The sequence below is a fragment of the Salinarimonas ramus genome (assembly GCF_014645695.1).
Classification (GTDB): Bacteria; Pseudomonadota; Alphaproteobacteria; order Rhizobiales; family Beijerinckiaceae; genus Salinarimonas; species Salinarimonas ramus.
In genome coordinates, this window is the sequence record NZ_BMMF01000017.1 from 14,563 (window position 1) to 40,610 (window position 26,048).

The 26,048-nt window shown below is 71.0% G+C and carries 24 protein-coding genes; 8 read left to right on the forward strand and 16 right to left on the reverse strand.

Translation table 11 applies throughout. The annotated features are described in order from the left end of the window. Positions 1 to 13: 13 nt before the first annotated feature. The 3 genes from IEX89_RS22455 to IEX89_RS22465 form a co-directional block, all read right to left on the reverse strand. Complete coding sequence (locus tag IEX89_RS22455; RefSeq protein WP_188915521.1) at positions 14 to 1,156, reverse strand: beta-ketoacyl-ACP synthase; 1,143 nt, start codon at positions 1,154 to 1,156, stop codon at positions 14 to 16. A gap of 29 nt (positions 1,157 to 1,185) precedes the next feature. Further along, a complete protein-coding gene (locus IEX89_RS22460) occupies positions 1,186 to 1,647 on the reverse strand; it encodes a 3-hydroxyacyl-ACP dehydratase FabZ family protein (protein WP_188915522.1) in 462 nt (153 codons plus the stop codon). Between the two features lie 78 nt (positions 1,648 to 1,725). Then, entirely contained in the window at positions 1,726 to 2,010 is a 285-nt protein-coding gene (locus tag IEX89_RS22465) for an acyl carrier protein (protein ID WP_188915523.1), read from the reverse strand. A 288-nt stretch (positions 2,011 to 2,298) separates the two neighbouring features. On the opposite strand from IEX89_RS22465, the gene IEX89_RS22470 reads away from it, so the two are divergent. From IEX89_RS22470 to IEX89_RS22490, 5 genes are all read left to right on the forward strand, one after another. After that, positions 2,299 to 3,177 (forward strand): methyltransferase domain-containing protein, encoded by an 879-nt coding sequence (locus IEX89_RS22470; protein ID WP_188915524.1) that lies wholly within the window; start codon positions 2,299 to 2,301, stop codon positions 3,175 to 3,177. A gap of 123 nt (positions 3,178 to 3,300) precedes the next feature. Continuing rightward, positions 3,301 to 3,666 (forward strand): DUF427 domain-containing protein, encoded by a 366-nt coding sequence (locus IEX89_RS22475; protein WP_308423853.1) that lies wholly within the window; start codon positions 3,301 to 3,303, stop codon positions 3,664 to 3,666. A gap of 69 nt (positions 3,667 to 3,735) precedes the next feature. Next, entirely contained in the window at positions 3,736 to 5,049 is a 1,314-nt protein-coding gene (locus IEX89_RS22480) for an Hsp70 family protein (RefSeq protein WP_188915525.1), read from the forward strand. A gap of 99 nt (positions 5,050 to 5,148) precedes the next feature. Then, a complete protein-coding gene (locus IEX89_RS22485; protein WP_244645656.1) occupies positions 5,149 to 6,045 on the forward strand; it encodes a S49 family peptidase in 897 nt (298 codons plus the stop codon). Beyond that, entirely contained in the window at positions 6,045 to 7,763 is a 1,719-nt protein-coding gene (locus tag IEX89_RS22490) for a glycoside hydrolase family 13 protein (protein WP_188915526.1), read from the forward strand. The genes IEX89_RS22485 and IEX89_RS22490 overlap by 1 nt, the downstream gene beginning before the upstream one ends. Before the next feature lie 32 nt (positions 7,764 to 7,795). On the opposite strand, the gene IEX89_RS22495 is transcribed toward IEX89_RS22490, so the two are convergent. The 4 genes from IEX89_RS22495 to IEX89_RS22510 are packed head-to-tail and all read right to left on the reverse strand — an operon-like array spanning position 7,796 to position 11,265. After that, positions 7,796 to 8,296, reverse strand: a complete 501-nt coding sequence (locus IEX89_RS22495) for a VOC family protein (RefSeq protein WP_188915527.1) — start codon at positions 8,294 to 8,296, stop codon at positions 7,796 to 7,798. After that, complete coding sequence (locus IEX89_RS22500) at positions 8,293 to 9,315, reverse strand: 1-aminocyclopropane-1-carboxylate deaminase/D-cysteine desulfhydrase (RefSeq protein ID WP_188915528.1); 1,023 nt, start codon at positions 9,313 to 9,315, stop codon at positions 8,293 to 8,295. The genes IEX89_RS22495 and IEX89_RS22500 overlap by 4 nt, the downstream gene beginning before the upstream one ends. Then, complete coding sequence (locus tag IEX89_RS22505; protein ID WP_188915529.1) at positions 9,312 to 10,157, reverse strand: fumarylacetoacetate hydrolase family protein; 846 nt, start codon at positions 10,155 to 10,157, stop codon at positions 9,312 to 9,314. The genes IEX89_RS22500 and IEX89_RS22505 overlap by 4 nt, the downstream gene beginning before the upstream one ends. 10 nt (positions 10,158 to 10,167) lie before the next feature. Beyond that, entirely contained in the window at positions 10,168 to 11,265 is a 1,098-nt protein-coding gene (locus tag IEX89_RS22510; RefSeq protein WP_244645660.1) for a pyridoxal phosphate-dependent aminotransferase, read from the reverse strand. Positions 11,266 to 11,561: 296 nt separating this feature from the next. Between IEX89_RS22510 and gcvA the strand changes: the two genes are divergently transcribed. Continuing rightward, entirely contained in the window at positions 11,562 to 12,533 is a 972-nt protein-coding gene (gcvA, locus tag IEX89_RS22515) for a transcriptional regulator GcvA (RefSeq protein ID WP_188915531.1), read from the forward strand. 137 nt (positions 12,534 to 12,670) lie between these two features. Beyond that, positions 12,671 to 15,376, forward strand: a complete 2,706-nt coding sequence (locus IEX89_RS22520; protein WP_188915532.1) for a TIGR02302 family protein — start codon at positions 12,671 to 12,673, stop codon at positions 15,374 to 15,376. 9 nt (positions 15,377 to 15,385) lie between these two features. On the opposite strand, the gene IEX89_RS22525 is transcribed toward IEX89_RS22520, so the two are convergent. Further along, positions 15,386 to 16,153, reverse strand: a complete 768-nt coding sequence (locus IEX89_RS22525; protein ID WP_188915533.1) for a tRNA1(Val) (adenine(37)-N6)-methyltransferase — start codon at positions 16,151 to 16,153, stop codon at positions 15,386 to 15,388. Beyond that, positions 16,143 to 16,370 (reverse strand): putative signal transducing protein, encoded by a 228-nt coding sequence (locus IEX89_RS22530; RefSeq protein ID WP_188915534.1) that lies wholly within the window; start codon positions 16,368 to 16,370, stop codon positions 16,143 to 16,145. The genes IEX89_RS22525 and IEX89_RS22530 overlap by 11 nt, the downstream gene beginning before the upstream one ends. A gap of 117 nt (positions 16,371 to 16,487) precedes the next feature. Here IEX89_RS22530 and IEX89_RS22535 point away from each other — a divergent pair, with 117 nt between their 5' ends. Beyond that, entirely contained in the window at positions 16,488 to 17,501 is a 1,014-nt protein-coding gene (locus IEX89_RS22535) for a polyprenyl synthetase family protein (protein WP_188915535.1), read from the forward strand. 162 nt (positions 17,502 to 17,663) lie between these two features. Here IEX89_RS22535 and IEX89_RS22540 read toward each other — a convergent pair whose 3' ends face one another. From IEX89_RS22540 to nuoL, 7 genes are read right to left on the reverse strand one after another with little or no spacing between them, the layout of a single operon-like run. Continuing rightward, complete coding sequence (locus tag IEX89_RS22540; RefSeq protein ID WP_188915536.1) at positions 17,664 to 18,023, reverse strand: DUF1467 family protein; 360 nt, start codon at positions 18,021 to 18,023, stop codon at positions 17,664 to 17,666. Between the two features lie 5 nt (positions 18,024 to 18,028). After that, positions 18,029 to 18,433: a methylmalonyl-CoA epimerase gene (gene mce / locus IEX89_RS22545; RefSeq protein WP_188915537.1), complete on the reverse strand. Its 405-nt coding sequence runs from the start codon at positions 18,431 to 18,433 to the stop codon at positions 18,029 to 18,031. Positions 18,434 to 18,467: 34 nt separating this feature from the next. Beyond that, positions 18,468 to 20,138 carry a ribonuclease J gene (locus tag IEX89_RS22550; RefSeq protein WP_188915538.1) on the reverse strand — a complete coding sequence of 557 codons (1,671 nt, stop codon included), beginning with the start codon at positions 20,136 to 20,138 and terminating at the stop codon, positions 18,468 to 18,470. Positions 20,139 to 20,180: 42 nt separating this feature from the next. Continuing rightward, positions 20,181 to 20,966, reverse strand: coding sequence for a biotin--[acetyl-CoA-carboxylase] ligase (locus tag IEX89_RS22555; protein ID WP_188915539.1), 786 nt, complete (start codon positions 20,964 to 20,966; stop codon positions 20,181 to 20,183). 7 nt (positions 20,967 to 20,973) lie between these two features. Next, a complete protein-coding gene (gene nuoN, locus IEX89_RS22560; protein ID WP_188915540.1) occupies positions 20,974 to 22,434 on the reverse strand; it encodes an NADH-quinone oxidoreductase subunit NuoN in 1,461 nt (486 codons plus the stop codon). Positions 22,435 to 22,443: 9 nt separating this feature from the next. Beyond that, positions 22,444 to 23,955 carry an NADH-quinone oxidoreductase subunit M gene (locus IEX89_RS22565; RefSeq protein WP_188915541.1) on the reverse strand — a complete coding sequence of 504 codons (1,512 nt, stop codon included), beginning with the start codon at positions 23,953 to 23,955 and terminating at the stop codon, positions 22,444 to 22,446. Next, on the reverse strand, positions 23,955 to 26,042 hold the full coding sequence (gene nuoL, locus IEX89_RS22570; protein ID WP_188915542.1) for an NADH-quinone oxidoreductase subunit L: 2,088 nt from the start codon (positions 26,040 to 26,042) through the stop codon (positions 23,955 to 23,957). The genes IEX89_RS22565 and nuoL overlap by 1 nt, the downstream gene beginning before the upstream one ends. Positions 26,043 to 26,048: the final 6 nt, after the last annotated feature.

Consider the following 26,048-nt stretch of genomic DNA (forward strand, 5'->3'; position numbering starts at 1 on the left):
GTTCAGCCGGCGCTCATCCGGCGAGGAGCCGGACGAGGCCGGCGCCGCGCTGGTGGCCGATGCTGGTGACGGCGGCCTCGCGTGCCTCGCCCGCGGCGACGAGCCCCGCCGCCAGCGCGACGCCCGCGGGCGCGTGCGCCTCCATCAGGTGGCCGACGAGGTCCTGGGTGACGACCGGCGTCGCGCCGGGCGCGCGCGCGGCGAGGACCGCGCGCTCCTCGCCGTCGCGGTTCGGGAGCCCCAGGGCACCGGAAACGATGCGGGCGTCGGCGCTCGTCTCCGTCTCGGCGAAGAGCCGGTCGAGCGCCTCGGCGATGGCCCCCTCGCCGCGGCCGGTCCGCGTCGCGCCGACCGCCGCCAGCGTCGCGAAGACCCGCGCCCCGCGAGCCTCGGCGTGCGAACGCGCCTCGAGCACCAGGAAGGCGCCGCCGGAGCCGAGCACGAAGCCGGGGCTCGCCCGCTCCGCGACCGGCGCCGGCGCACCAGCATAGGCGCGCTTGCCCAGCGCGTAGGAGAGGATCGAATCGGCGCGCTCGGCATTGAACGAGCCGCCGACGAGGAAGAGGTCGTTCTGCCCCGAGGCGATGCGCGCATGCGCGATGCGGATCGCGTCGACGCCCGCCTGCTCCTCGCCCATGAAGGTGCGCGAGGCGCCGGTGACGCCGTGGACGATGGCGATGTTGCCCGCGAGCAGGTTCGAGAGCTGCGCCAGGAAGAGCGTGGGCCGCACGTCCGACATCAGGCGCTCGTTGAGCAGCACCTCGGGCGCCTCGTGCGTGCGCATGGCGGTGAGCACCTGCCCGTCGACGTCGAAATCGCGCTCGCCGCCGCCCGCGGCCACGATGACGTGGGTGCGCGCCTTGAGCTCTGCGTCGTCCTTCAGGCCGGCCGAATCGAGCGCGGCGCCGGCGGCGTAGACGCCGAGCCGCTGCCAGGGCTCCATCTGCCGCTGGTCGGACTTCTTGGGGATCTGCGTCGTAAGATCGAGCGCGGGCGCCGGGCGCACGGGATAGGGCACGAAGCGCTGCGTCTCCCACGGGCCCGCCTCGAAGAGGCGATCGGCGCCAGAGCGGATCGCCGCGAGATGCGCCTCGATCCCCTCGCCCAGGCAGGAGACGAGGCCGATGCCGGTGACGACGACGTCGCGTTCGCTCATCGTGCCTGCGCTGCTCATCCCCGCACTGCTCATGCCGAAAGCTCCGTCAAGCCGATGCGCGCGGCCTGCCCGCGCATCTGGTCGTCGAGGCCGGGCGGGAAGGGCATGATGCGAAAGCGCAGCTCGGCGTCGCAGATCGGCTTGCCGTCCACCGCGATCCGCGCCTTCGTGCCGACATAGCCCGAGCCCTCGTGCAGGAGGGCGGCCTCGACGTCGAGGACGGCATTCGGCTCGACGAAGGTGCGAAAGCGCGCCTTGTCCACCGCCATCAGGAAGGGCATGTGCGTGTAGCCCATGAGCGCGAGCACGAGGTAGCCCGACGCCTGCGCCATGGTCTCCGTCAGGAGCACGCCCGGCACCAGGGGGTGGCCGGGAAAGTGCCCCTCGAAGACCGGGCTCTCGCTCGGCACGACGGAGCGCGCGACGATGCGCTTGTCCTGCGCGTCGAGGGACACGACCCGGTCGATCATCTCGAAATATTCGAGCCGCATCCGCTCGTCCGTCCTCTCGGCGGGCGCGTCGCGCCGCGCCCGGCTGCGCGACCTTCGAGGCGCCTCAGGCAGCGCGCCTCAGGCGGCGCCCTTGGCGGCGACGAGCTCGTCCACGCGCGCGACGAGGTTCTTCATCACGAAGTATTCCTCGGCCGGCGCCTTGCCCTCGTTCACTTCCTGCGTCCACTGCTCGAGCGGGAGCTTGATGCCGAAGGCCTTGTCGATGGCGAAGGCGATGTCGAGGAAGGCGAGCGAATCGATGCCCAGATCGTCGATGGCGTGGCTCTCGGGCGTGATCTCCTCACGCGGGATGTCGGCCGTGTCGGCGATGATGTCGGCGACTTTGTCGAAGGTGGTGGACATCGCGACGCTTCTGCTCCTGGTGAGGTCCCCGAACGGGCGCCTCGTCTGAGGTGACGCCCCTGCGGCGGAGCGCCCCGCGCGACCGCACGCCTGTCGCGTGCCGATCCCACGGCCGGCGGGCGCCGACCTCGCGCGCGAGGGGCTTCTCGAAGCGCCTCCCTTACACGGATGGCGGGCGCCCGGCAACAGCGAACCCCTGCTGCGAACGCCCGATCCGAACCGCGCGGCGATCGGCCCCGGCTTCACGGATCGCGCGCGCGTCTCTATGTGCGGGAGCGAGGAGGCCTCATGAGCTCCACCGTCTTCGATCGCCGTCTCGCCCGCACCCGCCTCGCCCGCGCACGGGCGCTCGGCCATGCCGACTTCCTCGCCGTGCGCGCGGCGGAGGATCTTGAGGATCGCCTCGGGGCGGTGCTGCGGCAATTCCCCGTCGTCGTCGATCTCGGCACGCCGACGGCGCACCTCGCCCGGGCGCTCTCGTCGCGACCGGGGACCGAGCGCGTCCTACGGCTCGCGCCGCTGCCCGAGCCGGGTGCCGTCGTCGCAGACGAGGAGGCGCTGCCGCTGGCCGCCGAGAGCGCGAACCTCGTCGTCTCGGCGCTGGCGCTCCAGGGGGTGAACGACCTGCCCGGCACGCTGATCCAGGCGCGTCGCGCGCTCGCACCCGACGGTCTCCTCCTCGCCTGCCTGCTCGGCGGCGCGACGCTCCACGAGCTGCGCCAGAGCTTCGCGGCGGCGGAAGCCGAGACGACCGGAGGCGTCTCCCCGCGGGTCGCGCCCTTCGCGGACGTGCGCGATCTCGGCGCGCTGATGCAGCGCGCGGGCTTCGCGCTGCCGGTCGTCGACGCCGACCCGATCGTGGTGCGCTATGCCGACGTCTTCGGCCTGCTGCGCGACCTGCGCGCGATGGGCCTGACGAACGCCCTCGTCGAGCGCCGCAAGGCGCCGCTTCGCCGCGACACGCTGGCTCGCCTCGCGGAGATCTATGCCGAGCGCTATGCGGACCCGGACGGGCGCGTGCGCGCGACCTTCGAGCTCGTCTGGCTGTCGGGCTGGGCGCCCCACGAGAGCCAGCAGAAGCCGCTGCGGCCGGGCTCCGCCCGCATGCGCCTCGCCGACGCGCTCGGCACGCGCGAGATCGGCGCCGGCGACAAAGCGAAGCCGTGAGGCTCCGGGTTTTCCCGGCGCTGCCGCGGGGATAGGCTCGCGCGAGGATCCGCCGTGCGCGCGCGGGATCTCCCACACTCCGCCGCCGTTCGGCAGAGACCGAAGTTTCGAGGAGCAGTCGTCATGATGAAAGAGCCCGGCCCCGACCATCCGATCACGGTGCGCCCCGCCGGCAAGCGCGTGCGCGTCGTCCTCGGCGGCGCCATCGTCGCGGAGACGGACGCGGCGCTGCGGCTCGAGGAGAACCTCTACCCGCCGGTCTTCTACATCCCGCGCGCCGACATCGAGATGGACCTCCTCGCCCCCTCGCCCAAGCGCACGCACTGCCCCTACAAGGGCGAGGCGAGCTATTTCACCGTGTCGGGCCACGGCATCGAGGCGCGCGACGCCGCCTGGTCCTACGAGACGCCCTACCCGGCGCTGAAGGAGATCGAGGGTCTCGTCGCCTTCGACCGCGCCAAGGTGGACGCGATCGAGGAGCTGAGCTAAGCCCCGTCGCCCGCCTCCACGCGCCCCGTCGGGCCGCGAGGCCAGGCCTCCACCGACGGAGCACGCCCCATGACCGTTCGCACGGCGATCGGTGTCGATTTCGGCACCACGAACACCGTGATCGCCCTCGCCGAGGAGGGAGAGGGCGTGCGGGCGGTGCCCTTCGCCCAGCCGGACGGGCTCTCCGACATCTTCCGGTCCGTCCTCGCCTTCGAGAACGTCACCGCGGGGGAGCGTCGCGGCACGGTGGTGTCCCACGCGGCGTCCGCCGCGATCCAGGCCTTCCTGACCACGGCCTTCGAGCTGCGGCTGATCCAGTCCTTCAAGAGCCACGCCGCGAGCCGGATCTTCCACGACACCCGCATCTTCACGCGGCGCTGGCGCTTCGAGGACCTGCTCGGCGAGTTCCTGCGCCTCGCGCTCGAGAGCGCCGGCGAGGCGCTGCCCGCCCCTCCGGACCGTGTCGTCGCGGGGCGCCCCGTCGCCTTCGTCGGCGCGCAGCCCGACGAGCGCCTCGCGATCCGTCGCTACGACGCCGGATACCGGCAGGCGGGGCTGGCCGCGCCGTCCTACGTCTACGAGCCCGTCGGCGCCGCCTTCTGGTACGCGCAGCGCCTCGAGCGCGACGCCACCGTGCTCGTGGGCGATTTCGGCGGCGGCACGAGCGACTTCTCCCTCATCCGGTTCGAGCGCAACGCCGGCACGGTGCGCGCGACCCCCATCGGCTATGCGGGGCTCGGCCTCGCTGGCGACGCCTTCGACTACCGGATCATCGACGCGGTGATCGCGCCGGCGCTGGGCAAGGGCTCGTCCTACCGCTCGATGGACAAGATCCTGCCGATGCCGGTGCATTTCTACGGCAACTTCGCCAAATGGCATCAGCTCGCGCTCTTGAAGTCCCGCGAGACCATCGCCGAGCTCGAGGAGCTGGAGCGCGCCGCGCTCGAGCCCGAGAAGATCGCGACCTTCCTCGACATCGTCCGCAACGATCGGGGCTTCGCCCTCTACCAGGCGATCTCGGACGCCAAGGTCGCGCTCTCGCGGGAGGAGGCGACGGAATTCCGCCTGCGGCTCGGGCGGCTCTCCCTCGACCGCACCCTCACCCGCGGCGAGTTCGAGGGCTGGATCGCCGCCGACCTCGCGCGCATCCACGCCACCGTCACGGGCCTCCTCGCGGAGCGCCGGCTCGACGCTGCGGAGATCGACACGGTCTTCCTCACCGGCGGCACCGCCCAGATCCCCGCCGTGCGCCGCCTGTTCGAGGAACGCTTCGGCGCCGAGCGCATCGGCGAAGGAGACCATTTCCAGTCCGTCGCCTACGGCCTGGCGCTGGTGGGGCTGGAGGAGGACGTCTCGCCTTGGGTAGCGGTGGTGGCGGGCTGACGCGTCGGGTCGCGGACCTGCGCTTGCCCGGCGCCGGGGGCGCCCCTACCTTCGAGTTGGTCGCTCCCGTCCGGGAGCCTCGCCACGGAGCCTCCCGCCTTGCCCTCCCTCAAAGATCGCCTGCGCTTCCTTTTCTCGCGGCGCTATCGCGCCGAGCATCCGCTCGTGCCCGTGGTGCGGCTGTCGGGGGCCATCGGGGTGGGGATGGGGCTGCGGCAGGGGCTGAGCTTCCAGGGCGTCGCGGGGGCGCTGGAGCGGGCCTTCTCCATGCCCGGCGCGAAGGCGGTGGCGCTGCTGGTCAACTCGCCCGGCGGCTCGCCCACGCAATCGCACCTCATCCACCGGCGCATTCGCCTGCTCGCCAAGGAGAAGGAGCTGCCGGTCTACGCCTTCTGCGAGGACGCGGCGGCGTCGGGCGGCTACATGATCGCCTGCGCGGCGGACGAGATCTGGGCCGACCCGAACTCCATCGTCGGCTCCATCGGCGTCGTCTCCGGCGGCTTCGGCTTCCACGAGCTGATCGAGCGCTGGGGCGTGGAGCGGCGGCTCTACACGACGGGCGAGAACAAGGCGATCCTCGACCCGTTCCGCCCGGAGGACCCCAAGGACGTGGCGCGCCTGCGCACGATCCAGGAGCGGATCTTCACGGGCTTCAAGGACATGGTGCGCGCGCGTCGGGGCGAGAAGCTCGACCTCACGAACGAGGCGGAGCTGTTCTCCGGCGCCTTTTGGGCGGGCGAGGACGCCAAGGCGCTGGGCCTCGTCGACGGCATCGGCGAGATCCGCGAGACGCTGCGCGAGAAGCTCGGCGAGAAGGTGCGGCTTCGCCTCGTCCAGCCGCCGCGGCCGGGGCTGATCCAGCAGCTCCTGCGACGCGGGCCCCAGCAGGAGGCGCCGCTCTTCGGGTCGGGTGCGTTCGGATCGGGCCTGATCGACCCGCGCGCCGCCCTCGCCACGCTCGAGGAGCGCGCGCTCTGGGCGCGGCTCGGCCTGTGATGGCGGGCGACCCGACCTGCAACGGCCACGTCCGGCACTGGTGGAAGGAGGCGGTCTTCTACCAGGTCTGGCCGCGCTCCTTCCAGGACACGAACGGCGACGGCATCGGCGACATACCGGGCGTGATCGCGCGCCTCGACCACATCGCCGGGCTCGGCGTCGACGCCATCTGGCTCTCGCCGCATTACGACAGCCCCAACGTCGACAACGGCTACGACGTGCGCGACTACGTGAGCGTCGCCGCCGAGTTCGGCATGATGGCCGATTTCGACCGACTGCTCGCCGAGACGAAGGCGCGCGGCATGCGCCTCATCGTCGACATGGTGGTCAACCATTCGAGCGACGAGCACGCCTGGTTCGTGGAGAGCCGCGCCGCGCGCGATTCCGACAAGCGAGACTTCTACGTCTGGCACCCCGGGCGCGAGGGCGGGACGAAGCCGCCCAACGACTGGCGCTCCTTCTTCGGCGGCTCGGCCTGGTCGCGCGACGCGACGACCGGCGACTGGTACATGCATCTCTTCCACGAGAAGCAGCCGGACCTGAACTGGGAGAGCGCGGCCGCGCGCGAGGCGATCTTCGAGGCGATGCGCTTCTGGCTCGACAAGGGCGTCGACGGCTTTCGCCTCGACGTCATCGCCTTCGTCTCGAAGGAGCCGGGCCTGCCCGACTACCCGCCGCGGCACCGCAAGGCGCCGGAATATTACCACGCCGACGGCCCGCGCCTCATGGAGCACCTGACGCGGATGCGCGAGGAGGTCTATCGCGGGGCCGACAAGGTGGCGGTGGGCGAGGCCTTCGGCGTCACCTTCGAGCAGGCGGCGCGCCTCGTCGCGGAGGGCACGGGGCCCCTCGACATGCTCATCCATTTCGACGCGGTGCGCATCGACCGCGCCGAAGGCTGGCGCTGGAAGCCGTTCACGCTGCCCGACTTGAAGCGCGTCTTCTCCGAGCAGGAGCGGCTCATGGGCCGCACGGCGTGGCGCACGATCTGCCTGTCTAACCACGACAACCCGCGCCTGGTCTCGCATTTCGGCGACACGTCGACCCCCGCTTTGCGCCGCCGTTCCGCCATCCTCCTCGCGACGCTGATCCTCACGCTCAAAGGCACGCCCTTCGTCTACCAGGGCGACGAGATCGGGATGACGAACTATCCCTTCGCGCGCATCGAGGAGTACGACGACGTGGAGGCCAAGGGCGCCTGGACGGACCACGTGGAGACCGGTGCCGTCGCCGCCGAGGAATTCCTCGAGAACATGTGGCGCACCACCCGCGACCATGCGCGCACGCCCATGCAGTGGGACGCCTCGCCCACCGGCGGCTTCACCACGGGCACGCCCTGGTTCCACGTCCACCCCGACGTCGGCGTGATCAACGCCGCAACGGAGCGCGCCGACGAGGGCTCGATCTACCACGGCTATCGGCGCCTGATCGCGCTGCGCAAGGCGACGCCGCCCCTCGTCTACGGGGACTATGCGGACCTCGCGCCCGACGACCCGCGGCTCTTCGTCTTCGAGCGGCGCATCGGCGAGGAGGCCTGCCTCGTCGCCCTGAACATGTCGAGCGAGGACGCGACGCTCACCGTGCCGGAGCGATTCGTCGGCGCCGCCCCGCTGATGGCGGAGGGCGCGGAGCCCGCGGGCGACGCGGCCGCGCCGCTCGGCGGGGAGATCATGCTCGCGCCGTGGGAATCGCGCATCTGGCGCACGACGGAGGGCTGACGCCGGGCCGGCCTCGCGGCGTCGTCGGTGGATCAGCTTCTCTGGACACGCGCCAGAGGATTCGGGCCGAGGGCTTCGAAGAGCTCGAGGTACACGGCGCTGCCTGCGGCGGGGACATAGACGTATTCGAGCTTCATCCCGTCCGGATCGGCGAAGAAGACCGCGTAATAGCCGGGCTCGTAGTCGTAATCGGCGGGCGGGTCGAGGATCGTGACGCCGTGCTCCAGGAGAAGGGCGTACATCGCGTCCACGTCCGCGCGAGAGACCGCGTTCCAGGCGATGTGGTGAAGCCCTGGGCTGTATCGATCGTGGGGATGGGCTTCCGGGCCGCGACTGACGCTCAGAATCAGGAAGTGCAGATTGCCGTAGCCGGTCATGCCGGCGAAGGAGAGCCGCGTCTCGGATCGCTCAACCAGTCGGTACCCCATGTGGGCGGCGATCGGCGTATAGAAGCGCTCCGCATGCGGAATGTCGCTGACGGTCAACCGGATGTGGTTGAGCGTGCCGCGCTTGTCGATCGTCTCTTGGCTCATGTCGCATGCTCTCCCTGGCCGCCCGCAGGGGCGCGGCCGAAATGGTCCTGATAAGCAGGCAGGCTCGGCGCCCCGCCGGTATGGACGAAGACGACGACCTCGCCGGGACGCACACGCCCGGCCTCGATCTCGGCGAGGAGGCCTGCCATGGCCTTTCCCGTGTAGATCGGATCGAGCAGGAGGCCCTCGCGGCGGGCGAGTCGAGAGACGGCCGCGCAGGAGGCCTCCGTCGGCACGCCGTATCCGGGCCCGATCTGGGCATCGTCGATCACGACGCGGTCGAGCGCTCTCACGACGTCGAGATCCGGCAGGAGATCCACGAGCGTATGCAGTCGCGCTTCGACCCGCGCTCGCTGCCGCGCGCGAGGCGCGCCGACGCTGACGCCGTGGAGCACCGGCCGGCCGGGAAGCGAATCGGCGCCCGCTGCGAGGCCCGCCAGCGTTCCCCCGGTACCCGTCGCCAAGACGATCCGTGACGGCTCCACGCCGAGCTCGCGGAGCTGGCCACCCAGCTCCACGGCGAGATCGCGCGCGCCGAGGCAACCCTCGGCGGTGGACCCGCCGGCCGGAACCACGAAGGGGACGCGCCCCGCTGCCCGAACCTCCGCCGCCGCGCCTGCGAGCGCGGCCTCGTAATCGGTACCCCTCGGGAGGTGCACGAGCCGTGCGCCGAACAAGCTCGCGAGGAAGCGGTTGCCGCCGTTCGGCGTGGGGGCGACGCCCGTCTCGTCGACCAGGAGGCCGATACAGGCGAGACCGTGACGCGCCGCCGCCGCCGCGGTCGCTCGCACATGGTTGGATTCGTGCGCGCCGATCGTCACGATCGTATCGGCGCCGGTCGCGACGGCACGCGCGAGAACGTATTCGAGCTTGCGCAGCTTGTTGCCGCCACCGCCGATGCCGGCGAGGTCCTCCCGCTTCACGAGAACGCGGGGACCGCCTCGTTCTGCCGTCAGCGTAGGCAGCGCGTGCAGCGGCGTCGGCGCGGCGACGAGATCGACGCGTGGCGAGGTGGTCACCGTGCGGCCTCGACGAGCGTGCGCTGACGGCCGAGCCCGTCGATGGCGAGCTCCATCACGTCGCCGGCCTTCAGATAGGCGGGCTCGGCCATGCCCATGGCGCAGCCGGCGGGGGTCCCGGTGAGCACGAGATCACCCGGGAGCAGCGTCATCACCGACCCGATATAGGCGAGGATCGCGTCGAGCCCGAAGACGAGATCCGCCGTGCTCCCCTCCTGCCGCGTCACGCCGTTGACGCGCGTGGTCAGGCCGAGCGTCTGCGGATCGGCGACCGCGTCGGGGGTGACGAGCCAGGGACCGAGCGGGCAGAATCCGTCGGCGCTCTTGCCTTTGGTCCACTGCCCGCCGCGGTCGAGCTGCATCGAGCGGTCGGACAGGTCGTTGGCGATGGCGAAACCCGCCACCGCATCGGAGACGCTGCCGCTCCACCCCGCACCGATACGCGTGCCGACGACCATCGCGAGCTCGACTTCCCAGTCGAGGCTCAGCGACCACGACGGCAGGACGACTGGGTCGGCCGGACCGGCGAGTGCCGTCGGCGCCTTGAGAAAGAGGACGGGCTCTCGCGGCGGGCTGGCCCCGACCTCCGCGATGTGAGCGCGATAGTTGAGGCCGACGCACACGATCTTCCCGGGGCGCGCGACGGGCGAGCCCAGACGAGGCGTACCCTCCACGCGCGGGAATCGAGCGGCGAGCGTGTCGTCGTCGAGCCGCGGCAGGCCCGCGGCGATCGTTTCCGGATCGATGTCCGCGAGCGCAGCCGAGAGGTCGTGGAGACGCCCCTCCCCGTCCAGCGCGCCAGGGCGCTCCGCCCGCGGGGGTCCGAAACGAACGTATCGCATTGCATACACCTCACGAGAGCCGGTCGGTGGCGCGCCGGATGCGGCGTGCCGCCTCCGCGACGCGGTCCGTCGCCGTGCCGAAGGAAAAGCGGATGAAGGGCGAAAGCTCGAACGCCTCCCCGGGAACGCTCGCCACGTGCGCGTCCTCCAGGAGCCAGCGCGCCACGTCGCGGTCCGTACGCAGACGCGCGCCCGACGGCGTGGTGCGGCCGAGCAGACCCTCGCAGGACGCGTAGAGGTAGAATGCGCCCTCGCACGGGTCTGCGCTCCACCCGGGAGTCGCGGTGAGCGCTTCCGACAGAAGATCACGGCGGTGTCGCAGCTCGGCGCGACGCTCCGCGAGGTGCTCCTGCGGCCCGTCCAGTGCCGCGACCGCCGCCCATTGGCTGACGTGGCACGGGCTCGACGTGCTCGGAGCCTGCCACCATTTCATGGCCTCGAGCAGGCCCCGCGGGCCCGCGCCGTAACCGATGCGCCAACCGGTCATGCCGTGCGCCTTGGCGACGCCGTTGACGACGAGCGTCCGCTCGCGCAGCCGCGGCTCGGCGTTGACGATGTTGCGAAACGAGCGGTCGTCGTAGATCTGATGCTCGTACAGGTCGTCGGAGAGGATCGCGACCCGCGGCGCCTCGAGCAGCACCGCCGCGAGGCGGGCGAGCTCATGCTCGTCGTAGACGGCGCCGCTGGGGTTGCAGGGAGAATTGAGCACCAGCCACCGCGTCCGCGGCCCGATCGCGGCGCGCAGGGCATCGGGCGTCATCTTGAAGCCGTCCTGCGCCCGCGTCGGGACCGTCACCGGCACGCCGCCGAGGGCCTCGACGGAAAGGCGGAACACGGTCCAGAGCGGAGTCGGGAGGACGACCTCGTCACCGGGCTCCAAGGTCACCGCGAAGGCATTGAATACGACCTGAGACGTGCCGGCTCCCACGAAGACCTCGTCCCTCGCGTAGTCGAGGTCGTTCTCGCGAGCGAGCTTGCGCCTGATCGCGTCCTTGAGCGGGTCGATACCGTCGACGTTGGTGTAGAGGATCTGTCCGGTCGCCATGAAGCGCGTCGCGGCCTCGATCACCGCAGGAGTGGTGGGATAGTCCATCTGCCCCTGCTCCATCGAGATCACGTCGACGCCCTCCTCGCGCAGACGTCGTGCATCTTGCGCGACTGTGAAAAGCAGTGGTGGCGCTATGGTACGATCAGCGCGAGTTTCGATCATTGGAAAACCTCGTTTCCACCCGAAGCTAGCGAGACGATCGCCTCCGGAAAAATGATCTTCCTTCATGGAAGCATGCGAGATCTTGGTTTGCGCGCCGCAATGCGGGCGCTAACCTCTCGAGCGCGCGATGGTGGGCGCGTGCGTGACAGGCGGGCCGCGGCCGGATCGGGCGCGAAACCGGGAGGGACCGGCACATGTCGACGAATCTGCCGCCGCTGGCGACGCTCCGCGCGTTCGAGGCGGTCGCCAGGCTGGGCAGCTTCACCGCCGCGGCGCGCGAGCTGTGCCTCACGCAGACCGCCGTCAGCCATCAGATCCGGACGCTCGAGGAGTGTCTCTCCTGCCGGGTCCTGTTCCGGACGAGCCGCTCCGTCGTGCTCACGAGCGAGGGTGCTGACTATCTGGACGCGGTGCGGCCGTCGTTGCGGGCGCTCGAAGCGGCGACGCACGCCGTCCGAGGGCGCGGGCGGGACGATGCGCTCGTCCTGAGCGTCTATCCGTCGTTCGCCGCGAAATGGCTGGTGCCGCGCCTCGGCGGCTTCCAGGCGCAGCATCCGCAGATCAGGGTCCGGATCGAGGTGGGTCACGAGCTCGTCGATCCGCACGGGCGCGGCGACCTTCTCGCCATCCGCTACGGCCGCGGTTCGTGGCCGGGCCTGTCGGCGCAGCGGCTCTTCGGCGAGCGCCTCCTGCCCGTCGCGGCTCCGCGCCTGCTGAACGCGCTGCCGCTCGACGACGTTGCGGACCTCGCGGCGCACCGCGCCTTGCACGACATCGCCTGCGACGGCTCCGCGGACGGCTGGGCCCGCTGGATCGCGCATGCGGGACACGACGAGATCGCGTTCGCGGCGGAGACGGCCTTCGGTGATTCGTACCTCCTGCTCGCCGCCGCGCTCGACGGTCTCGGCGTCGCGCTCGGGCGCGCGCTTCTCGTCGCTGACGATCTGGCCGCCGGCCGCCTCGTCGCGCCTTTCGACCTCCCGCTCGACGACGCCATGGCCTATTGGCTGGTCAGCGGGGATCCGGAGCGCGACGGCCCGGCCGCGCGCGCCTTTCGCGGCTGGATCGACGCCGAGGCTCGAGCCTGGGAGCGTCGCGCACGCATCGGCGGGACCGCTGCCGGGCGAGAGCATCGCGGCGTGCCCGCATTTCGGGCCGTGAGCTGAGGGTTACGAGCCGGCTGACGGCATCGTGAGGGCCCGCGCGCTTTCGTCCCGCTTTGCGGAGGAACGTGCGCGCCTTAAGCTCGATTGATCGATACGCAAGCGAGCCGGGGGGCGCGCGAGGCACGGGAGAGCCGCGCATGAGCACGGAGCGCGAGCCGGTGAGGCTCACGAAGGATCCCGCTCCCGGACCGGGCGGCACCGCCGACCGCGCGCGGCCACGGCGCGAGAGCCTCGCCACGCGTCTCGCCTCGCGCGTCGCGGGCTTCGCCGGCGGCGCGAGCGTCGATCCGAAGGTGCGCCTCGATCGGCTGGTGCGGCGCGCCGGGCTCGCGATCCTGTGGGAGCGGGCGTGGCCGGCGCTGTGGGCGCCGCTCGCCGTGGCGATGGTGTTCGCCTCCGTCTCCTGGCTCGGCCTGTGGCTCGGCGTGCCGCCGCTCTGGCGGATGATCGGCGCGGGCCTCTTCGGGCTCGCGTTCGTTATCTCCCTCGTGCCGCTCGCGCGTCTCCTCCTTCCGGGCGGTCGCGCGGGGCGTGCGGAGGCGCTGGCGCGGCTCGACCGCTCGTCGGGGCTTTCGCATCGCCCGGCCACCACCTTCGAGGACACGCTCGCCGTCGGCGGCGGCGACGAAGGTTCGCGCGCGCTCTGGGCGCTGCATCGGGCCCGCGCCGAATCGGCGCTCGGCCGCCTGCGGGCCGGCGCGCCGCGTCCCGACATGCCCCGGCGCGACCGCTACGCTTTGCGCGGCGCCGGCGTCCTTGTGCTGGCGGCGAGCGCCTTCGTCGCCGGCCCGGAGATCGGGGCGCGGCTCGGCTCCGCCTTCGACTGGCGCCCGCCCGCCGTGGCGGCGCCGGACTACCGGGTCGACGGCTGGATCGACCCGCCGCTCTACACCCGTCGCCCGCCGCTGATGATCGACCTCACGGGCGGCGACGACCTGATGCGCGTGCCGGTGGGCTCGCGCGTCGTGGTGCGCGTCGCCGGGCGCGAGGACGCGACGATCGAGACCGTGGGCGGACTCGTCGCCATCGAGGAGGACGCGCCCGCCGGCCGTCCGCAGCCCGGCCCGTCGACCACGACCCCCGCCACGACGTCACCCGGCGCCGCGATCGCCGCGCCGGCCATCGCCGAGCGCCGCTTCCGCCTCGACGGCGACGGGACGCTCTCCGTGCGCACCGGCCTCGCTGCCGGCGGCACGCTCACGCTGGAGGCGATCCCCGACACGCCCCCCGCCATCCGCTTCGCCGCACCGCCCGAAACCGGCGAGCGCGGCGCGCTGCGCCTCGCCTACGAGGGCGAGGACGATTACGGGATCGCCAGCGCCGAGGGGCGCCTCGCGCGCATCGACGCGAGCGGCGGGCGCACCCTCGTGCCGCCGCCGGCCCTCGACCTCGCCGTGCCCGCGGCGGGCGCCGACGACGCGGTGGCGGAGGAGATCGACCTCACCGAGCATTACTGGGCGGGCGCGGCGGTCGACCTCACCCTCGTCGCCACCGACGATGCGGGCCAGACCGGCACGAGCGAGACCGTGCGCGTGACGATCCCGCAGCGCCCCTTTTTCGACCCGCTGGCGCGCGCCCTCGTCGAGCAGCGGCGCAAGCTCGTCTTCGCGCCCGACGACACGCGGCCCGTGCAGGTCGCCCTCGACGCGCTCCTCATCGAGCCGTCTCGCTTCACGCCGGAATGGGGCGTCTTCCTCGGCCTGCGCGCCGCGGCGACGCGCCTGCGCGAGGCCTCGAGCGACGAGGACCTCGTCGCTCTGGCGGACTGGCTGTGGGAGATGGCGGTCCAGATCGAGGACGGCGATCTCAGCCAGGCCCAGCGCGACGCGCTCGCCGCCGCCGAGCGCCTCCAGGACGCCATGGAGCGCAACGCGCCCCAGGACGAGATCGACCAGCTGATGGCGGAGCTGCGGGAGGCCATGGACCGGATGCTGCGCGAGCTCGCCGAGCAGATGATGCGTGAAGAGCAGAACCGCGAGCGCGCGGACATGCCGCCGAACGCGGACATGCAGACGCTCTCGCGCCAGGACCTCGATCGCATGATGGAGGAGCTCGAGCGCGCCATGCGCGAGGGGGACATGGCGCAGGCCGAGCGGCTGATGAACCAGCTGCGCGACATCATGCGCAACCTCCAGACCGCGCGCCCGGACAGCCGCATGTCCGATCCCATGGCGCGGGAAATGGACCGGCAGATGAACGAGCTCGACGAGCTCATGCGCGGCCAGAGCGAATTGCGCGACGAGACCTTCCGCGAGGGTCAGCAGGGCCAGCAGGGTCAGCAGGGTCAGCAGCAACAAGGCCAGCAGGGCCAGCAGCAGCAAGGTCAGCAGGGCCAGCAGGGCGGCTCCCTGTCGGAGCGCCAGCAGGCCCTGCGCGAGCGTCTGCAGCAGCTGCAGGAGGCGATGCGCGAGCTCGGCATGGAGGGCGAGGAAGGTCTTTCCGACGCCGAGCAGGCCATGCGCGACGCCGAGGGCGCGCTCGGCCAGGGCGACCAGGGCCAGGCGGTCGACGACCAGGGCCGCGCGCTGGAGGGTCTCCAGCGCGGCATGCAGGGCATGGCCCAGCAGATGCAGGAGATGATGGGCCAGGGCGAAGGCCAGCAGATGGGCGAGCCCGGCCAGCCGGGCCAGCGCGGGCGCGCCGACGCCATGGCCGACGATCCCCTCGGCCGCCCCACCCGCGGGCGCGATTATTCCGACGGGGACGTGCGCGTGCCGGAGGTGGGCGAGAGCGCGGCCCAGCGTGCGCGGCGCATCATGGAGGAATTGCGCGACAAGCTCGGCGATCCGAGCCGTCCGCGCGAGGAGCTCGACTACTTCGAGCGCCTGCTGCGCTCGAATTGAGCGCGCCTCTCAATCGAGCACGCCCTCGCGATGGGCGCGCTCGGCGCGCTGCGTGAAGCGCCCGTCCGGCCCGTGCAGCACGAGGGGCGGCGCGATCACGAGCGGCGTGCGCGCGCCCTTCACCGCCCGGATCAGGACGCGGGTCGCCTCCTTGTCCGCTCGCGGATGGACGGGAACGATGCGGATCGCGCCGAAACGGCCGTCGAGCGCCGCGAGGCAGGCGGCGAGCTTGTCGGCACGCTGGACGAGGGCGAGACGGCCCCGGGGGCGCAGCATGCGCGCGCAGGCCGCGATCCAGGTCTGGAGGCTGCCCGCGCTCAGCGCGTGGGCGGCGGCCCGGCCGGCGTCCGGCGAGAGCGGCGCCTCGCCCGGCTCGAAATAGGGCGGGTTCGTCGCCACCGCGTCCACCGACCCGGCGGCGAGGACGGGGCCGGCGAGGAGATCCGCGCAGACCGACAGGCCGCGCATGCCCACATCGTTCTCGACGAGATTGCGCGCGCCCAGGGCCGCGAGAGCGGGGTCGCGCTCGATCAGTACGATGCGCGCGCCGGGCACGCGCGCGGCGACCATGAGCCCGACGGCGCCGGTCGCCGCGCCGGCGTCGACGAGACGCTCGCCCGGCGCGAGCGCGACGCCGGCGGCGAGGAGGACGGCGTCGGTGCCGGCGCGGTGCCCGCGCACGGGCTGGCGCAGCAGCACGCGCCCGTCGAGGAGCCGATCCCGGGTCTCTCCAGGCTCGCCGCCGGTCTCGACCCCACCCGGAGCGTCAGCGGGCATCGCGCAGTTCGGCGCCGAGCCCGGCATCGCGCAGGAGCCGGCGCGCGCCCTCCTCCTCGTCGTCGACGACGAGGATGCGGCGCTGGATGATGCCGATGGAGCCTTCCATCACGCTCGTGTGCCCGTCGGCGACGAAGATGTTGAAGCCTGCGTCCCGCAGGAGCGATTCGGCGTAGCCGAGGGTCACGACGTCGTTCGTGCGGATCAATTCGACCATCGCCGGCCCGTTTCCCTCTTGCGTCAACCCCGCGCGTTGCGCCACAGCATAGCCCGTGCGACCTTGCCGTAAAGACGTGGCGGGTCACCCGTCGAAGCAGGAACCGAGGTCGAGCGCGTGGGACTGGTCCAACCTCTCGAGGAGAAGAAGGCGCAGGCGGGCATCGAGGCCCTGGTCTCCCTCGTCTCCGCGGACATGGGTCGCGTCAACGAGATGATCCTCTCGCGTACGGGCTCGGACGTGACGATGATCCCGGAGGTCGCGAACCACCTGATCTCGTCGGGCGGCAAGCGACTGCGGCCGATCCTGACGCTCGCCACCGCCATCCTCTCCGGCTACAGGGGCGAGGGCCACGTCAAGCTCGCCGCCTCCGTCGAGTTCATGCACACGGCGACGCTCCTCCACGACGACGTGGTCGACGAGAGCGAGATGCGCCGCGGCAAGATCTCCGCCCGCATGAAGTGGGGCAACGAGGCGAGCGTCCTCGTGGGCGACTTCCTGCTCGGCCAGGCCTTCCGCATGATGGTCGAGGTCGGCTCGCTGCGGGCGCTGCAGATCCTGTCGGACGCCGCCGCCATCATCGCCGAGGGCGAGGTGATGCAGCTCGCCGCCGCCAAGAACATCGAGACGCGCGAGGACGACTACCTGCGCATCATCGCGGCGAAGACGGCCGAGCTCTTCGGCGCGGCCTGCGAGGTCGGCCCCGTCATCGCCGGACGGCCGGAGGCGGAAGCCGCGGCCTGCCGGGACTACGGCATGGCGCTCGGCATCGCCTTCCAGCTCGTCGACGACGCGCTCGATTACGGCGGCGCGGCCGCGACGCTCGGCAAGAACGTCGGCGACGATTTCCGCGAGGGCAAGATCACGCTGCCCATCGTGCTCACCGTGCAGCGCGGCACGGATGCCGACCGCGCTTTCCTGCGCCGGACGCTGGAGCGCGGCGAGATCGCCGAGGGCGATCTGGAGGAGGCGCTCGCCATCCTGCGCCGCAACCGCGCGCTCGAGGACACGATCGCCCGCGCCCGCGACTACGGCGCCCGCGCCGTCTCCGCGCTGGACGTCTACCCCGACGGCCCGATGAAGCGCGCGCTGGTGGACGCCGTCGAGTTCTGCATCGCCCGCGCCTATTGATAGAGCAGGCCCCTCTCCCTCCCTGTGGGGGAGGGGAACGCCGCCGAAGGCGGCCAGGGGTGGGGCCCGGCGGCTGAGATGTTCAGCGTCTCGTTTCGGCTTCGCCGAACGCGCGCTCCGCGCGGCGCCACCTTCCCCTACAGGGAAGGAGACAGTTCGGGATCAGCCGAGACCGGCTAGAGGAAGAAGCGCCAGGGCGATCAGGAAGACGATGCCCGCGACCACCGTCGTCCAGATCGCCTTCTCGACGAGGGCGGGGGAGACGGGCGCGCCGGGCTCGGTGCCGGGCACCATCTCCTCGCTCTCGTGCTGGCTGCGCACGCCGAAGGGCAGGACGGCGAACAGCGTGATCCACCACACGACGAAATAGAAGGCGAGCGCGCCGGCGATTCCCGTGCCGAACAGGATCATGCCGAGCGCGACCGCGAGCGCGATCAGGGCGACGATCACGGTCGCCGCCGCCGGCAGCGAGCCGGCGAGGAGCTTCACGGTGCCGACGGGCGAGCGCGAGGCGTTCGACATGGGGATCACGCCTGCTCGAGCTCGACGAGGGTGCCGCAGAAATCCTTCGGGTGAAGGAACAGGACCGGCTTGCCGTGCGCGCCGATCTTCGGCTCGCCGCCGCCGAGCACCCGCGCGCCGTCCGCGATCAGCTTGTCGCGGGCGGCGAGGATGTCGTCCACCTCGTAGCAGACGTGGTGGATGCCGCCGTCGGCATTGCGCTCGAGGAACTTGGCGATCGGGCTGTCGGCGCCGAGCGGCTCGAGCAGCTCGATCTTCGTGTTGGGCAGCGTGATGAAGACGGTGGTGACGCCGTGCTCGGTCTGCGCCACCGGCGCGGAGACCTCCGCGCCGAGCGTGTCGCGGTAGACGGCGCTCGCCTTGGCGATGTCGCCCACCGCGATCGCCACGTGGTTCAACCGGCCGATCATCGCCCTCTCCTCCTTCGTGCTGCCCGCCCCGTCGTCATACCTCGACGACGAGGACGTGGCACGCGGGCTTTTTGCCCCATTGCCCGTTGACGGCGGAGCGCACGGCGCGGGCGACGGCGGTCTCCACGAAGTCGCTGTCGCGGCGCTTGTTGCGATGCAGGCCGTCGAGGGTGCGGCCGATCGCGTCAGCCACGAGCTCGATGAGCTCCTCGCCGCCCTTCGTCGTGAGCGGCAGGCCCATCACGTCCACCGCCGGATCGCCCTGGATCTCCCCGCGCGCGTCGATGGCGATCGCGACGGTGACGATGCCCGCCGCGGCGAGCTTGCGGCGCTCGGGCACCGCGCGCTCGTCCTCGCCGAGCACGATGTTGCCGTCCTTGTAGAGCTGGCCGGCCTTGACGTGATCGACGATCTCGGGTGTGCCCGGCGCGAGGCGAACCACGGCGCCGTTCTTGGCGACGATGGCCTTGGGCACGCCGTTCTCGCGGGCGAAGCGCGCATGCTCGGCGAGGTGGACCGCCTCGCCGTGGGCGGGGATCACGCAGGCCGGGCGCAGCCACTCGTACATCTTGCGCATCTCGCCGCGCCGCGGATGGCCCGAGACGTGGACGAGCCCGTCGTCCGCCGTGACGATGCCGATGCCGCGCTCCGCGAGCGCGTTCATGATCGCGCCGATGGCCTTCTCGTTGCCGGGGATCTGGCGCGAGGAGAACACGACCTGGTCGCCGGCGGCCAGCGACATGAACGGATGGTCCTCCCGCGCGATGCGGGCGAGCGCGGCACGGGGCTCGCCCTGGGAGCCCGTGAGGATCGCCACCACCTTGTCGCGCGGCAGCTTGTCGAAGACGTCTCCCGACAGGAAGGGCTTCACCCCGTCGAGATAGCCGAGCTCGCGCGCGACGTTGACCACGCGCTCCATGGCGCGCCCGACGACGACGACCTGGCGCCCGCAGCGCTCCGCCGCCATGGCGACGGCGCGGATGCGCGCGACGTTGGAGGCGAAGGTGGTGATGGCGACGCGATGCGGCGCCTTCTCGATCACCGCGGCGAGCCCGTCGGCCACCTCGCTCTCGCTCGGCGAGAAGCCTTCGCGCAGCACGTTGGTGGAATCGGAGATCGCGGCGATCACGCCCTCGTCGCCGAGCGCGCGAAACAGCGTCTCGTCGGTGATCTCGCCCGTGGTCGGCGTCGGGTCGATCTTCCAGTCGCCGGTATGGACGACGAGGCCGGCGGGCGTGCGGATGGCGAGCGCGTTCGATTCGGGGATCGAATGCGCCACCGGCACGTATTCCACCGAGAACGGCCCCGCCTGCGTGCGCACGCCGGGCTTCACCACGCGGATGTCGATCTTGGGCGCGCCCGGCTCGCCCAGGCGGCGCGCCTCCAGCAGGCTCGCGGCGAAGCGCGTCATGTAGACCGGCACGCCGAGCCGCGGCCACATGTCGATGAGCGCGCCGATATGGTCCTCGTGGGCGTGCGTGATGAAGATGGCGTCGAGCCGATCCTTGCGCTTCTCGATGAATCCGAGATCCGGAAGGATGAGGTCGACGCCCGGCGCGTCCTCGCCGGCGAAGCTCACGCCGCAATCCACGAGGACGTAGCGCCGCGTCCGCTCCGGCCCGTAGCCGTAGAGCGCGGCGTTCATCCCGATCTCGCCGAGACCTCCCAGCGGGAGGAAGACGAGCTCGTCTGTCTGATCAACCATGTGTCCGTTTCACCTTCGTCGTTCGAGTTGTCGCGAACCCCGTCATTCGCGGTCGTCACGGGTCGAGATCGTCATGTCGCCGGCGTCGATCGTCTCGATGCCGGCCTGCGTTTCCAGGAGGAGGCGGCCATGCCCGTCCAGGCCGGCCACTCTCCCCCGCTTGAATCCATCGCCGACGCGTACCCGCGCGCCGCCCTCGCGGCCCGCGGCGTGCGTCGTCCATTCCTCCCGCAGCCGCGCGAGGCGCGTCGCGGGTTCCGCCGCCTCGAAGGCGGCCAGGCGCTCCGCCAGCGCGTCCGACAGCGCCAGGAAGAGGCGCTCTCGCGTCGCGCCTGGCGCCAGATCGACGAGGCGCGCCACCGGATAGGGCGCGTCCTCGGGCATGCGCGCGACGTTGACGCCGAACCCCATCACCAGGCCGGGCCGCCCGCCCGTGCGCGCCACGCCCTCGAGCAGGATGCCCGAGATCTTGCCGCCGTCCGCCAGGAGGTCGTTGGGCCATTTGAGCGCGAAACGGCCGGCGACGGAAGGGGGCGCGACGGCGCGCACCGCATCCAGCAGCGACAGGCCGGCGAGGTAGCCCAGCTGCGGCGCCTCGTGCATGGGACACGGCGAGAGGAGCGCGCAGGAGGCGTAGAGGTTCCCTTCCGGCGAGGACCAGGCCCGCCCGTGGCGCCCGCGCCCGGATTCCTGACGTGCGGCGACGACCCAGAGCCGGCCGGGATCGCCGGCGCGCAGGGCCTCGGCGCAATCCGCGTTGCTCGATCCCGTGACCGCGCGGGCATCGAGGCGGTATCCGAGCGCGGCGGCGAGGGGCGAGAGCTCCACCTCGATCTCAGGACAGCGATCGCGCCGCGATGAGCGCCGCCGCGAAGAGCGGGGCCGGCACGAGCCAGAACACGAGATTGAACACGCTGGTCGCGATCATCACGCCGCCGAGCGGCGCCGGCATGGGATCGTAGGCCTCCACCGGCTCGTCGAAATACATGATCTTGACGACGCGCAGGTAGTAGAACGCGCCCGGCACGCTGGCGACGATGGCGATCACCGCGAGCAGCGTCAGCCCGGCCTCGATCGCCGGAAGGAAGACGTAGAGCTTGGCGAAGAATCCCGCCAGCGGCGGGATGCCGGCGAGGGACAAGACCACGGCGGCGAGGCAGAAGGCGAGGCCGGGATGGTTGCGGCGGATGCCCGCGAGGTCGCGGATGTCCTCGAGCACGATGCCGCCGCGGCGCATGCCGAGGATGCAGGCGAAGCCCCCGAGCGTCAGCACGAGGTAGATCGCCATGTAGATCAGCACGCCTTGCACGCCGGCTTCGGTGCCCGCCGCGAGACCGATCAGCGCGAAGCCGATATTGCCGATGGACGAATAGGCCATCAGGCGCTTGATGTTGGTCTGGCCGATGGCGGCGAAGGAGCCGAGGATCACCGAGGCGAGCGAGATGAAGATGACGATCTGCTGCCACTCGTCGACGATGGTGGGGAACGCGTCCATGAAGACGCGGATCGCCAGCGCCATCGCGGCCATCTTCGGCGCGGAGGCGAAGAAGGCCGTCACCGGCGTCGGAGCGCCCTCGTAGACGTCGGGCGTCCACATGTGGAAGGGCACGGCGGAGATCTTGAAGGCGATGCCGGCCGACAGGAAGACGAGGCCGAAGATGACGCCGGTCGAGGCGCCGTCGGCGAGGAAGAGCTGGATGCCCTCGAAGGACACGGTGCCCGTGAAGCCGTAGATCAGCGATGCGCCGTAGAGGAGCAGGCCCGAGGAGAGCGCGCCGAGCACGAAATACTTCAGGCCCGCTTCGGTCGAACGGCCGTCGTCGCGGTGGATCGAGGCGATGACGTAGGCCGCGAGCGATTGCAGCTCGAGGCCCATGTACAGCGCGATGAGGTCGCCCGCCGAGATCATCACCATCATGCCGATCGTCGCCAGCACGATGAGGATCGGGTACTCGAACCGGTCGATGCCCAGCCGCCGGAAATGGTCGTGCGACATCATCAGCGCGACGATGGAGCCGATCAGAACCAGCACCTTGAAGAAGCGCGCGAAGGCGTCGTTCACGAAGGCGCCGAAGAAGGTGACCTCGGTCTCTGCCGGCGCGAAGAAGACGAGCGCCAGCGCGACGAGCATGAGCCCGATGGCGCCGGCGGAGACCAGCGAGGTCGAGCGCTCGCCGCGGAAGGCGCCGACGAGGACGAGGACGAGCGCGCCCACCGCCAGCACGATCTCCGGCAGGGCCGGGCCGAGGGCGGGAACGGGGAAGACCGGGAGCGGGACGGTCGATTCGGGCAGCATGTCAGGTCCTCACTGCGCGCCGGCGAGGGCGGTGGCCGCCCCCTCGAGCGCGGGCGCCGCGGCCCGCAGGACGGCTTCCGTCGGCGCCGCGAAGGCGTCGAGGATCGGTTGCGGCTGGACGCCGTAATAGATGACGAGGAGCGCGAGCGGCGCGAGCATCAGGATCTCGCGGCGCGTCAGGTCCGGCAGGGCGGCGAGCGCGGGCTTCTCGAGCGGGCCGTTCATCACCCGCCAGTAGAGCCACAGCGCATAGGCGGCCGACAGGATGACGCCGAAGGCGGCGAAGAACGCGACCCAGAAATTCGCCTGGAAGGCGCCCATCATCGTCAGGAACTCGCCCACGAAACCCGACGTGCCGGGCAGGCCGACATTGGCCATGGTGAAGGTGAGGAAGGCCACGGCGTAGAGCGGCATGCGGTGGGTCAGCCCGCCGAAGGCGGCGATCTCGCGGGTGTGCATGCGGTCGTAGATCACGCCGACGCACAGGAACAGCGCCCCCGAGATCAGCCCGTGCGACACCATCTGGAACATGGCGCCCTCGATGCCCTGGGGGGTCATCGTGAACAGGCCCATGGTGACGAAGCCCATATGCGCCACCGACGAGTAGGCGATGAGCTTCTTCATGTCCTCCTGCATCAGCGCCACGAGCGAGGTGTAGACGATGGCGATGACGGAGAGCGTGAAGACGAGGGGCGCGAACTCCACGGACGCGTCCGGGAACATCGGCAACGAGAAGCGCACGAACCCGTAGCCGCCCATCTTCAGGAGGATGCCCGCCAGGATGACCGAGCCCGCGGTGGGCGCCTCCACGTGCGCGTCCGGCAGCCAAGTGTGGACCGGCCACATGGGCATCTTCACCGCGAAGGAGGCGAAGAAGGCGAGCCACAGCCACCATTGCAGCGAGGGATCGAAGCCGAAGGCGAGCAGGCGCTCGATGTCCGACGTGCCCGCCGTCCAGTACATCGCGATCATGGCGATGAGCATCAGGACGGAGCCGAGGAGCGTATAGAGGAAGAACTTGAACGAGGCGTAGATGCGCCGCTTGCCGCCCCAGATGCCGATGATGAGGAACATCGGGATCAAGACCGCCTCGAAGAAGATGTAGAACAGGAACAGGTCGAGCGCGGCGAAGACGCCGATCATCAGCGTCTCGAGCACGAGGAAGGCGACCATGTACTCCTTCACCCGCTTCGTGATCGTCTCCCACGAGGCGAGGATGCAGAACGGCATCAGGAAGGTGGTCAAGAGCACGAACGGCATGGAGAAGCCGTCGACGCCGAGCTTGAAGGCGATCTCCGGCGAGATCCAGGCATGCGTCTCGACGAGCTGGAAGCCCGGCAGCCCCGTGTCGAAGCGCGCCCAGGCGACCAGCGAGAGCAGGAAGGTGACGATCGTCGTCGCGAGCGCGGCCCAGCGCACGTTCGACAGCGTCGCCTCGTCCTCGCCCCGCTGGATCAGGATGAACGCCGCGCCGACGAGCGGCAGGACGAGGAGCCCGAAGAGAATGCCGAAGCCGAACATCAACGGGCTCCCGTGACGAGGTACCAGGTGACCAGCGCCGCGACGCCGATCATCATGACGAACGCGTAGTGGTAGACGTACCCTGTCTGCAGCCGCACGACCCAGGAGGTCGCGTCGAGCACGCGGGCGGAGACGCCGTCGGGCCCGAGCCCGTCGATGACGCGGCCGTCGCCGGTGCGCCACAGGAAGCGACCCAGGCGCTTGGACGGCTGCACGAAGAGCATGTCGTAGAGCTCGTCTATGTACCACTTGTTGAGCAGGAAGCGGTAGATCACGGGATGGCGGCCGGCGAGGCGCGCGGGCGCGGCCTTGTCGCGGATGTACATCCAGAAGGCGCCGAGGAAGCCGAGCACCATCATCACGAAGGGCGACCACACGACCCAGGCGGGGACGTGGTGGAAGTCCTCCATGATCGTGTTGCCCTCGCGGGTGTAGATCGCGCCTTCCCAGAAATGATGCCAGTCGTGGCCGACGAAGCTCTCCTTGAAGAGCATGCCGGCGAGGAGCGCGCCCACCGCCAGCACGCCGAGCGGGATCGTCATGACGAGCGGGCTCTCGTGCGGCGCGTGACCGTGACCGTGGCCGTGACCATGGCCATGCCCGTGATCGGCGTGCTCGTGCGCGGCGGCGTGGGCGGGCTCGAGATCCTGGTCGTGCGCGCCGTGGGCGACGCCCTCGTGATCGTCATGGCCATGCGCGGCATGCGTGGCGTCGCCGTGGCCCGCCCAGCGCGGCGCGCCCTCGAAGGCGAGGAAGAACAGGCGCCAGGAATAGAACGAGGTGAAGAGCGCCGCGATCACGGTGGCGACGAAGGCGACGTCGCCCGCCGTCGTCGGCGAGGCGTAGGCCGCCTCGATGATCGCGTCCTTGGAATAATAGCCGGCGGTGAAGGGGAAGCCGGTGAGCGCCAGCGTCCCGATCGCCATCATGGCGGCGGTGAAGGGGATGTGGCGGCGAAGGCCACCCATGTTGCGCAGGTCCTGCTCGTGATGCAGCGCGTGGATCACGGAGCCCGCGCCCAGGAAGAGCAGCGCCTTGAAGAAGGCGTGCGTGAACAGGTGGAAGATGCCCGCGCCGTAGGCGCCGATGCCCAGCGCCACGAACATGTAGCCGAGCTGCGAGCAGGTGGAATAGGCGATGACGCGCTTGATGTCGTTCTGCACGAGACCGACGGTGGCCGCGAAGAACGCGGTGAGCGCGCCGACATAGGTGACCACCGTGAGCGCGGTGGGCGCGAACTCGAAGAGCGGCGACATGCGCGCGACCAGGAACACGCCCGCGGTCACCATGGTCGCGGCGTGGATCAGCGCGGAGACGGGCGTCGGGCCCTCCATCGCGTCCGGCAGCCAAGTGTGGAGCAGGAACTGCGCCGACTTGCCCATGGCGCCCATGAACAGGAGGAGCGCCGCGAGCGTGATCGCGCCCTCAGAGGACAGGCCGAGCAGGACGGGCCCCTCCCCGGTCTCGGCATAGGCCGGGATCGCGGCGAAGATCTCCTCGAACTGGACCGAGCCGAACAGGAAGAAGACGGCGAAGATGCCCAGCGCGAAGCCGAAATCGCCGACGCGGTTGACGACGAAGGCCTTCATGGCCGCCGCGTTGGCCGACGGCTTCTGGTACCAGAAGCCGATCAGCAGGTAGGAGGCGAGGCCCACGCCCTCCCAGCCGAAGAACATCTGGACGAGGTTGTCCGACGTCACCAGCATGAGCATGGCGAAGGTGAAGAGCGAGAGATACGCGAAGAAGCGCGGCCGCGAGGGATCCTCGTGCATGTACCCGATCGAGTAGAGGTGCACGAGCGCCGAGACCGTGTTGACGACGACGAGCATCACCACGGTCAGCGTGTCGATGCGGAAGGCCCAGTCCACCGAAAGCCCGCCCGACACCATCCACGTCGCCACCTGGACGCGGAACACCTCCGGCCCCTCGCCGAGCGCCACGTCGAAGAAGGCGACCCAGGAGAGCGCCGCCGAGACGACGAGGAGCGCCGTCGTGACGATCTCGCTCGGGCGCGCGCCGATGAACCGGCCGAAGATGCCCGCGACGAGGAAGCCCAGGAGCGGCAGGAAGACGATCGCTTGATACATGGCGCG

Bases quoted from the DNA above. Each gene is read 5' to 3' on its own strand.
- IEX89_RS22455 (WP_188915521.1), bottom strand. From the start codon at position 1,156: ATGAGCGAACGCGACGTCGTCGTCACCGGCATCGGCCTCGTCTCCTGC.
- IEX89_RS22460 (WP_188915522.1), bottom strand. From the start codon at position 1,647: ATGCGGCTCGAATATTTCGAGATGATCGACCGGGTCGTGTCCCTCGAC.
- IEX89_RS22465 (WP_188915523.1), bottom strand. From the start codon at position 2,010: ATGTCCACCACCTTCGACAAAGTCGCCGACATCATCGCCGACACGGCC.
- IEX89_RS22470 (WP_188915524.1), top strand. From the start codon at position 2,299: ATGAGCTCCACCGTCTTCGATCGCCGTCTCGCCCGCACCCGCCTCGCC.
- IEX89_RS22475 (WP_308423853.1), top strand. From the start codon at position 3,301: ATGATGAAAGAGCCCGGCCCCGACCATCCGATCACGGTGCGCCCCGCC.
- IEX89_RS22480 (WP_188915525.1), top strand. From the start codon at position 3,736: ATGACCGTTCGCACGGCGATCGGTGTCGATTTCGGCACCACGAACACC.
- IEX89_RS22490 (WP_188915526.1), top strand. From the start codon at position 6,045: ATGGCGGGCGACCCGACCTGCAACGGCCACGTCCGGCACTGGTGGAAG.
- IEX89_RS22495 (WP_188915527.1), bottom strand. From the start codon at position 8,296: ATGAGCCAAGAGACGATCGACAAGCGCGGCACGCTCAACCACATCCGG.
- IEX89_RS22505 (WP_188915529.1), bottom strand. From the start codon at position 10,157: ATGCGATACGTTCGTTTCGGACCCCCGCGGGCGGAGCGCCCTGGCGCG.
- IEX89_RS22510 (WP_244645660.1), bottom strand. From the start codon at position 11,265: ATGGAGCAGGGGCAGATGGACTATCCCACCACTCCTGCGGTGATCGAG.
- gcvA (WP_188915531.1), top strand. From the start codon at position 11,562: ATGTCGACGAATCTGCCGCCGCTGGCGACGCTCCGCGCGTTCGAGGCG.
- IEX89_RS22520 (WP_188915532.1), top strand. From the start codon at position 12,671: ATGAGCACGGAGCGCGAGCCGGTGAGGCTCACGAAGGATCCCGCTCCC.
- IEX89_RS22525 (WP_188915533.1), bottom strand. From the start codon at position 16,153: ATGCCCGCTGACGCTCCGGGTGGGGTCGAGACCGGCGGCGAGCCTGGA.
- IEX89_RS22530 (WP_188915534.1), bottom strand. From the start codon at position 16,370: ATGGTCGAATTGATCCGCACGAACGACGTCGTGACCCTCGGCTACGCC.
- IEX89_RS22540 (WP_188915536.1), bottom strand. From the start codon at position 18,023: ATGTCGAACGCCTCGCGCTCGCCCGTCGGCACCGTGAAGCTCCTCGCC.
- mce (WP_188915537.1), bottom strand. From the start codon at position 18,433: ATGATCGGCCGGTTGAACCACGTGGCGATCGCGGTGGGCGACATCGCC.
- IEX89_RS22550 (WP_188915538.1), bottom strand. From the start codon at position 20,138: ATGGTTGATCAGACAGACGAGCTCGTCTTCCTCCCGCTGGGAGGTCTC.
- nuoN (WP_188915540.1), bottom strand. From the start codon at position 22,434: ATGCTGCCCGAATCGACCGTCCCGCTCCCGGTCTTCCCCGTTCCCGCC.
- IEX89_RS22565 (WP_188915541.1), bottom strand. From the start codon at position 23,955: ATGTTCGGCTTCGGCATTCTCTTCGGGCTCCTCGTCCTGCCGCTCGTC.
- nuoL (WP_188915542.1), bottom strand. From the start codon at position 26,042: ATGTATCAAGCGATCGTCTTCCTGCCGCTCCTGGGCTTCCTCGTCGCG.